Source organism: Micromonospora sp. NPDC004704 (assembly GCF_053601675.1).
Genome location: NZ_JBSGCD010000008.1, coordinates 77,056 through 89,350, shown reverse-complemented (window position 1 = coordinate 89,350; position 12,295 = coordinate 77,056). Strand labels below are relative to the sequence as shown.

Here is a 12,295-nt window from a genome sequence, read left to right as displayed (position 1 = left end):
TGGTTAGGCGATGTGGTGGACCCAGTTGTGGGTGTCGGCGGCTCGGCCGCGTTGGAGGTCTACCAGGCGTTGGCGTAGGGCGGTGGTGGTTTCGCCGGGGGTGCCGTCGGCGATGGTGAACTCGCCGCCGGGGAAACGGACCTGGCCGATCGGGGTGATCACGGCGGCGGTGCCGCAGGCGAAGACCTCGCGGAGCTTGCCGCTGGCCACGTCCGCCTGCCACTCGTCGAAGGCGACCGGGCGCTCGACCACGGTCCGGCCCTCCTCGCGGGCCAGGGTCAGCACCGAGTCCCGGGTGATGCCGGGCAGGATCGTGCCGGTCAGCGGCGGGGTGACCAGGGTGCCGTCGTCGTAGACGAAGAAGATGTTCATCCCGCCCAGCTCGTCGACGTACTTGCGCTCCACCGCGTCGAGGAAGACCACTTGTTCGCAGTCGTGCTCGAACGCCTCGGCCTGGGCGACCAGCGAGGAGGCGTAGTTGCCACCGCACTTGGCCGCACCGGTGCCACCGGGGGCGGCGCGGGTGTAGTTCGGCGAGACCCAGACGTTGACCGGCTTGACCCCACCGGAGAAGTACGACCCGACCGGGGAGGCGATCACCACGAAGAGGTACTCGTTGGCCGGGCGCACCCCGAGGAAGACCTCGCTGGCGAACATGAACGGACGCAGGTAGAGCGTGCCGTCGTCGGCGGTCGGGATCCACTCCCGGTCGGCCTCGATCAGGTGGTGCAGGGCGTCGAGGAAGACCTGCTCCGGCAGCGGGGGCATGGCCATCCGGCGGGCCGACTCGACGAACCGCGCGGCGTTGGCCTCGGGACGGAACAGGGTCACCCCGCCATCGGCCACGTGGTACGCCTTGAGCCCCTCGAAGATCTCCTGGGCGTAGTGCAGGGCGGCGGTCGCCGGGTCCATCGGGATCGGGCCGCGGGCCTCGACCCGTGCGTCGTACCAGCCCTTACCCTCGGCGTAGCGGATCGTGACCATGTGGTCGGTGAAGACCCGACCGAATCCGGGATTTGCCATCAGCGCGGCCCGCTCGGCGGCGGATACCGGCTGAGGATTCGGACGGATCTCGAAGTCGAGCTTGTCACCACCGCTCATAGCGCTGACCTCCATGGGGTACGGCACGCGGACGGGGCGTACCGAAAGAGAGACTGGTGCCTGAAAACTTACCCCGAACGTTCGTTCAACGGGAGTCTCCGGTCGGCTCATCGACCGGGATCAACCCGAGACGGTCACGCACGGCAATGCCCGCGCCCGCCCCGTGGATTCAGGGGCGGGCGCCGACCAGGAAAAAAGGACCGGTGGCCGTGGTCAGGCCGCGGCGTGGGCGGCGAGCCGGTCGCCAACTTCGGCGGTACGCAGCGCCGCGCCCGGAGTACGGGCGGCAAGCTCGGCCGCGACCGCCCCGGTTACTCGGGCGGCGGCGTCGGCGTGACCGAGATGATCGAGGAGCAGGGCGGCGGAGAGGACCGCGGCGGCCGGGTCGGCGACGCCCTGGCCGGCGATGTCCGGGGCCGAGCCGTGCACCGGTTCGAACATGGACGGGTAGGCCCGCTCGGGGTTGATGCTGCCGCTGGCGGCGAGCCCGATGCCACCGCTGACCGCCGCCGCGATGTCGGTGAGGATGTCGCCGAAGAGGTTGTCGGTCACCACCACGTCGTACCGCTGGGGCTGGCTGACCAGGAACATCGCCGCCGCGTCCACGTGCTGGTACTCGGTCTCGATCTCCGGGTGCTCGGCGGCGACGGCCTCGAACGCGCGGGCCCAGAGCGAGCCGGCGTGGGTCAGGACGTTGGTCTTGTGCACCAGGGTGACCTTGCGCCGCTCGCGCCGCTCGGCTCGGGCGAAGGCGTCCCGGATGACCCGCTCGACGCCGTGCCGGGTGTTCAGGCTCTCCTCGGTGGCCACCTCGGCCGGGGTGCCCCGGTGCAGGGTGCCGCCGGCCCCGGCGTAGAGGCCCTCGGTGCCCTCCCGGACGACCACCAGGTCGATCTCGCCCGGCTTGACCGTGGCGAGCGGGCTGACCGTACCGGGCCAGAGCCGGGAGGGGCGCAGGTTGACGTACTGGTCGAAGTCGAAGCGGAGCTTGAGCAGGAGGCCGCGTTCGAGCACACCCGGCGGCACGGTGGGATCGCCCACCGCACCGAGCAGGATGGCGTCGTGCTCGGCCAGCTCGGTCAGGACCGAGTCCGGCAGCACCTCGCCGGTCCGGTGGTAGCGCGCGGCGCCAAGGTCGTATTCGGTGGCCTCGACTCCGGGCAGCACCGCGTCGATGACCTTGCGCGCCTGCGCGACCACCTCCGGTCCGATGCCGTCACCAGCAACCACCGCGATCCGTGCCACCGACACGTCGATACCCCTTTGTCTCTTGCGCCGTCTAGGAAACGTTAAGGCCCCGTCTCGATTTCCGGTACGCGAGTCCTAGTATCTGGGATGGAAAACCCTCAGGACACTCTCAGCCGATACCCATGAGTTGGACATCTTCGCTGCTTATGGTGCTTCAGGTGGGTCGAACACGGATCCCGGGCCGGTCCCGCAGCGAATTGGCAAAGGGGGCGGGGAGATGCCGATAAGTGAACGCAGCCGAACCGATCGTCACCGTTGGGTGGAGAACCGCCCACCGGCACCGGACTTTCGGCTCGGTGGCGGGCCGAGCCCCGGCCTGCCCGGTCGACCGGGCGCCGGGCTGGCCATCGCCCGCGCCGACCGGCTGGTCGCCCGGCACACCGTACGCACCTCGATCGCCGAATATTCCCTGGTCGTGAACGGTCCGGCCTGGTGGGGGCGGCGGGGACTCGGCGAGGCGATCCGGGACGCGGTGGCAGAACTGCGCGCGATCGACCTCACCTACAGCCCGGCCCGACCGGAGAGCCTCGTCTCCCGGCTGCGCCGGGGCGAGATCTCGCCCGACGCGTACCCGCCGCTGGCGGACCTGGTCGCCCGGTGCGCGGCGATGCGGGCGGCCACCGACGGCTGGTTCGACGCCTGGGCCGTACCCGGCGGGTTCGACCCCGGCGGCCTGCTCAAGGGCTGGGCGGTCGAGCGGGCCGCGGCCCGGCTGCGCGCCGCCGGCAGCGAGGACTACGCGGTGCTCAGCGGCGGCGACCTGGTGGTCCAGGGCCGCGCGCCGCACGGCGGTCCGTGGCGGGTCGCGGTGCAGCAGCCGTACGCCGGACCGCAGCACTCCAACGAGGGCAGGTACCCGATCAACCGGAGCCACCCCGTCGGCGCCCAGCGCACTCCGCTGACCCTGGAGCTGACCAGTGGGGCGATCGGCAGTTCCGGGGTGGCCGGACGCCACGACCACGTGGTGGACCCGCACACCGGTCTGCCTGCCCGTCAGCTCGTGGCGACCACCGTCGCCGGCCCCGAACTCTCCGTCGCCGACGGGTACGCCACCGCGCTGTACGCCGCCGGCCCGGCCGGACTGGACTGGTTCCCCACCGCACAGGGCTACCGCGCACTGATGGCCGTACCCCGGCAGGCCGGCGTCCCGGGCTGAACCCGACGCCGCGATCGGCCCCCACGTCTCGGCAACGATCGTGGGGGCCGGCCAGCGACGGGTACGCGTGGCTCGCGTACACGGGGTGCCGGTTACCCGGTGTGTCGACGCGCGCTCATCACCCGAAGACGAGTCCACGTCAGGGAACTCACCGGGTATCCAGTATGGAACCTAACCAATCGACGCAACTCGCCGCAAGGCCGCTTGCACGATGCGTCGCTTGAGGATATGCACCGCGCGTCAGGCGGGGTATGCACAAATTGATGAACGACGGATGGCACCCTGTACCACCGTGAGTTTCGATCTGGTTGTGTGGGCCCTGGAGCACGGGGCCACGTCAGCGGATGTGCGGGCGGCCCATGCGCGGTGCCGTCAGGGTCAGCACGTCCAGGGTGCGCCGCAGCCCCGGCTGGTCATGTTCCACCGGGCGCTCATGGCGATATACCCGGACCGGGTCGCCGCACCCGCCTCGCCCTGGGAGGTGGTTCCGCTGCACCTCGCGGCGGACCACATCGAAATGCGACTCAGTCCCAGTTGCGACGACGCGGTGCTACTCCTGATCGAGCGGCTGGCCGGCGAACACAGCCTGCTGCTGCTCGATCCCCAGGACGGCTCGGTCTATCCACCACCGCATACGGTGATCCGTTAACCCGCCGGGGCTCGGCCACGGCCGAGCCCCGGCGGGCCCAGTCTCACTACTCCTCGCGCAGGTCGGCGACGCTGGCCGCGACCGCCCCGATCGAGTCGGCCGCCGAGGTGAGCAACTCCGCGCCGACCGGCGAGTCGACGGTCAGCGTCATCAGCGCCTCACCCCCGGCCTCCCGCCGCGCCACCTGCATCGCCGCGATGTTCACCCCGGCCTCGCCAAGGATCGAACCGACCAGACCCACCACACCCGGCCGGTCGGCGTACCGGAGGAAGAGCAGGATGCCCTCGGCACCCAGCTCCAGGTCGAACCCGTCGACCTCGGTCAGCTTGAAGACGTCCCGGGTGGCGGTGCTGCTCACGGTCCCGGAGACGGTGACCGCGCGGCCGTCCGGCAGCGCACCGGCCAACGTCACCAGATTCGGGTGGTCGATCGTCTCCTCGTGCGTGGTCAGCACCACCTCGACCCCGCGCTCGGCCGCGATGTGCGGGGCGTTGACGTACGTCACCTGCTCGGAGACGACCGAGGCGAACAAACCCTTGGTGGCGGCCAGCTTCAACACCGAGACCTCGTTGGTGACGATCTCACCGCGTACCTCGACGGTGACGCTGGCGGCGATCCCACCGGCGACCGCGGTGAAGACCTTGCCCAGCCGCTCGGCCAGCGGCAACAGCGGCCGTACGTCCTCGGCCACCACGCCACCGGCCTGCACGTTCACCGCGTCCGGTACGAACTCCCCCTGCAACGCGAGCTTGACACTGCGCGCCACCGCCAGACCGGCCTTGTCCTGCGCCTCCACAGTGGAGGCGCCCAGGTGCGGGGTGGCCACCACGTTGTCGAACGCGAACAGCGGCGACGCCGTACACGGTTCCTTGCTGTAGACGTCGATGCCGGCGCCACCCACCCTGCCCTCGGCGATCGCGTCGGCGAGAGCCTGCTCGTCGACCAGGCCACCGCGCGCGGCGTTGACGATCCGTACGCCGGGCTTGACCATCGCCAGTTCCTTCTCCCCGATCAGCCCCACCGTCTCCGGCGTCTTCGGCAGATGGATGGAGATGAAGTCGCTCTCCCGGAGCAACTCCTCCAGACTCACCAGCCGGACGCCGAGCTGGGCCGCCCGCGCCGGCTGGATGTACGGGTCGTACGCGATCAGCTTCGTCCCGAACGCGGCGATCCGGGCGGCGAACAGCACGCCGATCCGGCCCAGCCCGAGCACCCCCACGGTCTTGCCCTGGATCTCGACACCGGTGTAGCGGGACCGCTTCCACTCCCCCGCCTTCAGCGCCGCGCTGGCGCTGGCGGTGTTGCGGGCCACGGCCAGCAGCAACGCGATCGCCTGCTCGGCGGCGGAGACGATGTTCGAGGTGGGCGCGTTGACCACCATCACACCTCGGGCGGTGGCGGCGGGGACCTCCACGTTGTCCAGTCCGACCCCGGCGCGGGCGACCACCTTGAGCCGGGGTGCGGCGGCGACCGCCTCCCGGTCGATCTGGGTGGCGCTGCGCACGATGACGGCGTCGGCCGAGCCCAGCGCGGCGAGCAGGGCGGACCGGTCGGTGCCGTCGACGTGTCGTACGTCGAAGTCGTGGGCGAGTACGTCGATGGCGGCGGGGGCGAGTTCTTCGGCGATCAGTACGACAGGCTTCATGCGTCCTCTTGTCGTCGAGACGATCGGCTGCGGCAGACCGCGCCGCCACGCGTTTTACGTGGCGGAAACATCGGTCCTCAGCGATCGTAAACGCGCGATGACCTGCCAGGGAACGACACAACGCCCCCGGTGGTGGATTTCCACACACCGGGGGCGCCGGGTCCCACATGTTGCGCGGCCCTGCCGGGCCGTCGGATCGGCCGGAGGATCAGGCCGTCTCGGTGAGCGGGCGGTCGACCCAGCTCATCATCCCGCGCAGCTTCTTGCCGGTCTCCTCGATCGGGTGCGCCGCACCCTCGGACCGCCACTTGTTGAAGTTCGGCCGGCCGTTGTCGTCCTCGGCGATCCACTCGCGAGCGAACTCACCGGACTGGACCTCGGCCAGGATCTTGCGCATCTCGTCCTTGACCCGGGAGTCGATGACGCGCGGTCCGCGCGAGTAGTCGCCGTACTCGGCGGTGTCGGAGACGCTGTAACGCATCCGGGCGATGCCACCCTCGTACATCAGGTCGACGATCAGCTTCAGCTCGTGCAGGCACTCGAAGTACGCGATCTCCGGGGCGTAACCCGCCTCGGTGAGCACCTCGAAACCGGTCTGGACCAGCGCCGACGCGCCGCCGCAGAGGACCGCCTGCTCGCCGAAGAGGTCGGTCTCGGTCTCCTCCTTGAAGGTGGTCCGGATCGCACCCGCCCGGGTGCCACCGATCCCCTTCGCGTACGCGAGGGCGAGGGCGAGGGCCGTACCGGTGGCGTCCTGCTCGACCGCGACCAGCACCGGCACACCCTTGCCGTCGACGTACTGGCGGCGGACCAGGTGACCCGGACCCTTCGGCGCGACCATCGCCACGTCGACGTTGGCCGGCGGGGTGATGAAGCCGTACCGGATGTTGAGTCCGTGGCCGAAGAAGAGCGCCTTGCCCTCGGTCAGGTTCGGCTCGATCGCCTCGGTGTAGAGCGTGCGCTGCGCGGTGTCCGGCGCGAGCACCATGATCACGTCCGCCTCGGCCGACGCCTCCGCCGGGGTCAGCACCCGCAGGCCCTGCTCCTCGGCCTTGACCCGGCTCTTGGAGCCCTCCGGCAGACCGATCACGACGTCGACACCCGAGTCGCGCAGGGACAGCGCGTGGGCGTGGCCCTGGCTGCCGTACCCCAGCACGGCGACCTTCTTGTCCTGGATCAGACCCAGGTCGGCGTCGTCGTCGTAGTAAATCTCGATGCTCATGACTTCCCTTTCATGCGGCGCCCGATGGCCGGGCCACCGGACCTAAGCGGCACGCAACGCCGAACCGGTGGTGATCGAACGCGACCCGCGCCCGATGGCCACCAGACCGGACTGCACCATTTCCTTGATTCCGAACGGTTCCAGGTCGCGCAGGAGCGCGTCCAGCTTGTCGGGCGTACCGGTCGCCTCGATGGTGAGGGTGTCCGGCGCCACGTCGACCACCCGGGCCCGGAACAGGTTCACCGTCTCCAGCACCTGGGCCCGGGCGGCCCGGTCGGCCCGCACCTTCACCAGCACCAGTTCCCGGGCGACCGACACACCCGGATCCAGTTCGACGATCTTCAGTACGTTGACCAGCTTGTTGAGCTGCTTGGTCACCTGCTCCAGGGGTGAGGAGTCGGCGTTGACCACGATGGTGATCCGGGAGACGTCCGGGTTCTCGGTCTCCCCGACCGCCAGCGAGTCGATGTTGAAGCTGCGCCGGGAGAAGAGGCCGCTGACCCGGGCCAGCACGCCGGGCTTGTTCTCCACCAGCACGGAGAGCGTGTGGATGGTCATGTCGTACTCCGCTTCACTGGTCGGCGCTTCACAGGTCGTCGTCTTCGAAGGCGGGGCGGACACCCCGGGCGAACATGATCTCGTCGTTGCTGGTGCCGGCGGCGACCATCGGCCAGACCATCGCGTCCTTGCCGACCACGAAGTCGATCACGACGGGTGCGTCGTTGATCGCCATCGCCGCCTCGATGGTCTTGTCCACGTCGGCTGCGGTCTCGCAGCGCAGGCCGATGCAGCCGAGCGCCTCGGCGAGCTTCACGAAGTCCGGGATCCGGTGCTTGTGGGTGCCGAGGTCGGTGTTGGAGTAACGCTCCCCGTAGAACAGGGTCTGCCACTGCCGGACCATGCCCAGGTTGCCGTTGTTGATGATGGCGACCTTGATCGGGATGCCCTCCAGTGCGCAGGTCGCCAGCTCCTGGTTGGTCATCTGGAAGCAGCCGTCGCCGTCCACCGCCCAGACCATCGTGTCCGGCCGACCGACCTTGGCGCCCATCGCCGCCGGCACCGAGTAGCCCATGGTGCCCAGGCCACCGGAGTTCAGCCAGGTGTTCGGCTTCTCGTACGAGATGAACTGCGCCGCCCACATCTGGTGCTGGCCGACACCGGCCACGTAGATGGCGTCCGGACCGGCCAGCTCGCCCAGGCGCTTGATCACGTACTGCGGGGCGAGGGTGCCGTCGGACGGCTCGTCGTAGCCGAGCGGGTAACGCTCGCGCAGGTCGTTGAGCTGCGCCCACCAGTCGGTACGGTCACCGGCCACCCGGCTGCTCGTACCGGGCTGCCGTTCGACCGGGCCGGCGGCGCGGACCGCGTCGATCAGCTCGTCGATCACGTGCCGGGCGTCGCCGACGATCGGCACGTCCGCGGCCCGGTTCTTGCCGATCTCGGCCGGGTCGATGTCGGCGTGCACGATCGCCGCGCCCGGGGCGAAGGAGTCGAGCTTCCCGGTCACCCGGTCGTCGAACCGTGCGCCGAGGGCCACGATCAGGTCGGCCTTCTGGAGCCCGTACACGGCGGCGACGGTGCCATGCATGCCCGGCATGCCGAGGTGCTGCGGGTGCGAGTCCGGGAACGCGCCGCGGGCCATCAGCGTGGTGACCACCGGGATCCCGGTCAGTTCCGCGAGCCGGAGCAGCCCCTCGGTGGCACCGGCCTTGAGCACACCGCCGCCGACGTAGAGGACAGGGCGGCGCGCGGCGGCGATCAGCCGGGCCGCCTCGCGGATCTGCTTGCCGTGCGGATGCAGGGTCGGCCGGTAGCCGGGCAGGTCCAGGGTGGGCGGCCAGGAGAAGGTGGTCTGCGCCTGGAGCACGTCCTTGGGGATGTCGACAAGGACCGGGCCGGGGCGGCCGGTCGAGGCGAGGTGGAACGCCTCGGCCAGCACCCTCGGGATCTCCTCCGGGGTCTGGACCAGGAAGTTGTGCTTGGTGATCGGCAGCGTGATGCCCTGGATGTCGGCTTCCTGGAAGGCGTCCGTACCGATCGACGGGCGGGCCACCTGGCCGGTGATCGCGACCATCGGCACCGAGTCCATGTAGGCGTCGGCGATCGGGGTGACCAGGTTGGTCGCCCCGGGGCCGGAGGTGGCGATGCAGACCCCGACCTTGCCGGTGGCCTGGGCGTAACCGGTCGCCGCGTGGCCGGCGCCCTGCTCGTGCCGGACCAGGATGTGCCGCACGGACGAATCGTAGAGCGGGTCGTACGCGGGCAGGATCGCGCCACCGGGGATGCCGAACGCGACGTCCACGCCGAGCGCCTCGAGCGACTTGACCAGCGATCCCGCGCCGGTGACCGGCACCGGGGCCACCGGCCGGGCGGGTCCGGGGACCGGGCCGGGCAGCGGGGCCGCGTCGGCGCCGTCACCGGCCGGTCGACCGCGCCGGGCCTGGTCGGCCGGGCCACCCTCGACACCGCCGGACCGGGTACGCCGGTTGAACTGGTCGGCTGTTTCGGTTACCGCCTCGGTGCTCGGCCGAGTTCGGCGGGCGGTGTGGGCGAGTGTCTCTGGCGTGGGTCTCGTCATAGCGATTCAGGCCTTTAACTCAGATCGGTGTTGTCAGCGTTGGCGCGTTGCGGAGGAAGTCCGCCCGATGAGGGGGAACCCGCCCGCCGGTCGCCCGCTCACATGGGCTGGGCGCTCCGGTCGAGGTTGGGAACCCGCCTCGATGACTGGGAGTTGACCAATAAAAACGGCCCTCGTGCAGATGCACGGGGCCAGCGCACTCTCCAACTCGAGAGTGCGCTCAGGTAAGTACTCGAAACGACCTGGTCGACGACATGGGGCTAAGCCTGACGCATCTCACGCGATGAGTCAACTGATCCCAGATTCTGGGCAGGCCGGTTGCGCGGGGCGGGCACCGCCCGCGCTCCGGGCGAGGTCGCGGCATCGAGCATCGCCTCCAGGTGCTCGGCCGGAACCCCCCATCCGAAGAGCTGTCCCTGGCCGAACCGGCACCCCGCCTCGACCACCGCTGCCAGCTCCAACGGGTTGGTCACCCCCTCGGCGATCACCTCCAGCCCGAGCTGGTGGCCGAGCCGCATCACCACGTCGACCATGGGGGCGAAGACCCGCCGCTCGCCCTCGCCCGGCGGTCGGATCGGCTCCTGCTCGGCGACCAGACTGTGGTCGATCTTCAGGATGTCGATCGGCAGCTTGCGCAACTGTCCCAGCGACGAGTAGCCGGCGCCGAAGTCGTCCAGGGCGATCCGTACGCCGGTGGCCCGGAGGGCGGCGAGCCGGCGGATCAGCTCGTCCAGGTCGGTCGCCACCGCGTGCTCGGTGACCTCCAGGACCAGCCGCTGCGGCGGCACCCGGTGCGCCCGCAGCGCCTCGGCCACCTGCACCACGTACTCCGGGGCGTGCAGCTCGCGCGGGGACACGTTCACCGACAACCAGACGTCGTGCCCGTCCGCCAACCAGATCGACAACTGGTGGCAGGCCTGGTGCAGCACCCAGGAGCCGAGCGGGGCGATCATGCCGCACTCTTCTGCCAGCGGGATGAACTCGTCCGGCCGGACACTGCCCAGCTCCGGGTGGTACCAGCGCAGCAGCGCCTCCGCACCGACCGGGCGTACCGACGGGACCGCCACCACCGGCTGGAAGACGAGGTGCAGCTCGTTGCGCTCGATCGCGCCGCGCATCTCGTGTTCCAGGGTGGTCCGGCGACGCAGCAGATGGTCGTAGGCGACGTCGTAACGCTCGACCCGGTTCTTGCCCCGCTGCTTGGCGTAGCGCAGGGCGAGGTCGGCGTTGCGCAGCAGGGTCTCCACCTCCGGGGCGCTGGACTGGGCCGCGACCCCGACGCTGACCGAGACGAAGATCCGCCCGGCCGGGTGGTCGTAGGGGCGGCCGAGGATGCCCAGCAGCCGCTCGGCGACCCGTTGGGCCTCCGGGGGGCGGGCCCACATCAGCACCGCGAACTCGTCCCCGCCGAGCCGGGCCGCCAGGTCGCCGGGGCGCAGGTTGAGCCGCAGCCGCTGGGCGACCTCGGCCAGGACCGCGTCCCCGACGTCGTGACCGTGCAGGTCGTTCACGTTTTTGAAACCATCGAGATCAAGACCCAGGAGTACGCACGGCGCCGCCGACGCCGAACCCTGTTGCAGCGCCCGCAGCAGCCCCCGGCGGTTGGCCAACCCGGTCAACGGGTCGGTGTGCGCCAACTCCCGGAAGTGCGCCTCCCGCTCGGCCAGCCGCCGCGCGTACGCCCGTACGTCGCGCAGGGCCAGCGACTGCCGGGCCACCAGGGCGAAGCCCTCCACGCTGCCGGAGACGATCCCGAGCACGGTGAAGTCGCCCATCCGGAGCAGGTGGTACATGGCGGAGACGGCCATCGCGAGCATCGGGAGGAAGGCGTACCCGGTGCCGTTGCGGATCAGGTCAGCGTCGGCCTCCCCGGTCCGCTCGGTCGCCCGCCCGCCCAGGAAGATCAGGAGGAAGCCGACCGGCAGTACGGCCGCACCGGTCAGCGCGACCACCGGACCCGCCTGGCAGATCCCGACCGCCAGCCCGAGCCCCGCCAATCCGACCAGGGTCACTCCGGACCCGATCAGGACCAGCTCGCGACGCGGGCGGGGGGACCGGACGCCGACGACGAAGGTGAGCCCGATCGCCCCGGCGGCGGTCGCGGAGGCGAGCAGGATGGCCGGACAGGCCCGTGGGGTCCAGTCACCGAGCAACCGGGTCGGCTCGGCGGCGAGCACCCACCCGACGAACCAGAGCGCCGCACCGATCACCAGCCCGTCCAGCACCAGCCGCAGTGCCGCGGACCGGGTACGGGCGACACCGGGCAGCCGCAGCAGCCCGGCGCAGAGCACCAGCCCGCTGGCCGCGAGCCCGACCGCGACCACGGTGGCGAGTGTCATCCGCTGGTGCTGGTGGTGGCTCCAGTGTCCGGCCATACCGATGACGCCGACGAGGCCGGTGACCGCCGTCAGGGTGGCCAGCACGACGCCCGACGCCAGCAGCAGGTGCGCCCGGCGCCGGTCGCCGGTACGCCGGAGCGTCGAGAAGATCAACACTGACGTACCCGCGATCGCCGCGAGCCCACTCGCCACCGCGCCGACCACCACGCCAGAGGGGAGTTGCACGCATCCACTGTGCCGGATACGGGCCGTCCCGTGGGGGACGGGGTGTGCAGGATCGACCAGCCGGACGTACCGGATCCACCAGCGGCGACCCGCCCCGTGGGCCGCGGACCGCCCGCCCGGAGTCCGGTCCGG

General features: G+C 70.7%; 9 protein-coding genes. 2 read left to right on the top strand and 7 right to left on the bottom strand.

The genetic code is table 11. From position 1 onward, the window contains the following. Positions 1–3: 3 nt before the first annotated feature. Entirely contained in the window at positions 4–1,101 is a 1,098-nt protein-coding gene (locus ACWEFB_RS13505) for a branched-chain amino acid aminotransferase (RefSeq protein ID WP_452285286.1), read from the bottom strand. A 213-nt stretch (positions 1,102–1,314) separates the two neighbouring features. Continuing rightward, a complete protein-coding gene (locus tag ACWEFB_RS13500) occupies positions 1,315–2,346 on the bottom strand; it encodes a 3-isopropylmalate dehydrogenase (protein ID WP_452285648.1) in 1,032 nt (343 codons plus the stop codon). Between the two features lie 220 nt (positions 2,347–2,566). On the opposite strand from ACWEFB_RS13500, the gene ACWEFB_RS13495 reads away from it, so the two are divergent. Both ACWEFB_RS13495 and ACWEFB_RS13490 read left to right on the top strand, forming a co-directional pair. Further along, a complete protein-coding gene (locus ACWEFB_RS13495) occupies positions 2,567–3,505 on the top strand; it encodes an FAD:protein FMN transferase (protein WP_452285284.1) in 939 nt (312 codons plus the stop codon). A 292-nt stretch (positions 3,506–3,797) separates the two neighbouring features. Next, positions 3,798–4,154: a hypothetical protein gene (locus ACWEFB_RS13490; protein ID WP_326560510.1), complete on the top strand. Its 357-nt coding sequence runs from the start codon at positions 3,798–3,800 to the stop codon at positions 4,152–4,154. A 46-nt stretch (positions 4,155–4,200) separates the two neighbouring features. Here the strand turns inward: ACWEFB_RS13490 and serA are convergent, their stop codons facing one another. From serA to ACWEFB_RS13465, 5 genes are all read right to left on the bottom strand, one after another. Beyond that, the gene (serA, locus tag ACWEFB_RS13485; protein WP_452285282.1) at positions 4,201–5,799 is read right to left on the bottom strand and encodes a phosphoglycerate dehydrogenase; all 1,599 of its coding nucleotides are present in this window, start codon (positions 5,797–5,799) and stop codon (positions 4,201–4,203) included. Positions 5,800–6,007: 208 nt separating this feature from the next. Then, positions 6,008–7,021, bottom strand: coding sequence for a ketol-acid reductoisomerase (ilvC, locus tag ACWEFB_RS13480; protein ID WP_452285280.1), 1,014 nt, complete (start codon positions 7,019–7,021; stop codon positions 6,008–6,010). Between the two features lie 42 nt (positions 7,022–7,063). After that, the gene (ilvN, locus tag ACWEFB_RS13475) at positions 7,064–7,579 is read right to left on the bottom strand and encodes an acetolactate synthase small subunit (protein WP_326560513.1); all 516 of its coding nucleotides are present in this window, start codon (positions 7,577–7,579) and stop codon (positions 7,064–7,066) included. Between the two features lie 28 nt (positions 7,580–7,607). Beyond that, on the bottom strand, positions 7,608–9,599 hold the full coding sequence (locus ACWEFB_RS13470; RefSeq protein ID WP_452285278.1) for an acetolactate synthase large subunit: 1,992 nt from the start codon (positions 9,597–9,599) through the stop codon (positions 7,608–7,610). A 260-nt stretch (positions 9,600–9,859) separates the two neighbouring features. After that, positions 9,860–12,163 (bottom strand): putative bifunctional diguanylate cyclase/phosphodiesterase, encoded by a 2,304-nt coding sequence (locus tag ACWEFB_RS13465; RefSeq protein ID WP_452285276.1) that lies wholly within the window; start codon positions 12,161–12,163, stop codon positions 9,860–9,862. Positions 12,164–12,295 lie beyond the last annotated feature (132 nt).

Coding starts and splice junctions, on each gene's coding strand:
- ACWEFB_RS13505 (WP_452285286.1), bottom strand. CDS start 1,101: ATGAGCGGTGGTGACAAGCTCGACTTCGAGATCCGTCCGAATCCTCAG.
- ACWEFB_RS13495 (WP_452285284.1), top strand. CDS start 2,567: ATGCCGATAAGTGAACGCAGCCGAACCGATCGTCACCGTTGGGTGGAG.
- serA (WP_452285282.1), bottom strand. CDS start 5,799: ATGAAGCCTGTCGTACTGATCGCCGAAGAACTCGCCCCCGCCGCCATC.
- ilvC (WP_452285280.1), bottom strand. CDS start 7,021: ATGAGCATCGAGATTTACTACGACGACGACGCCGACCTGGGTCTGATC.
- ilvN (WP_326560513.1), bottom strand. CDS start 7,579: ATGACCATCCACACGCTCTCCGTGCTGGTGGAGAACAAGCCCGGCGTG.
- ACWEFB_RS13470 (WP_452285278.1), bottom strand. CDS start 9,599: ATGACGAGACCCACGCCAGAGACACTCGCCCACACCGCCCGCCGAACT.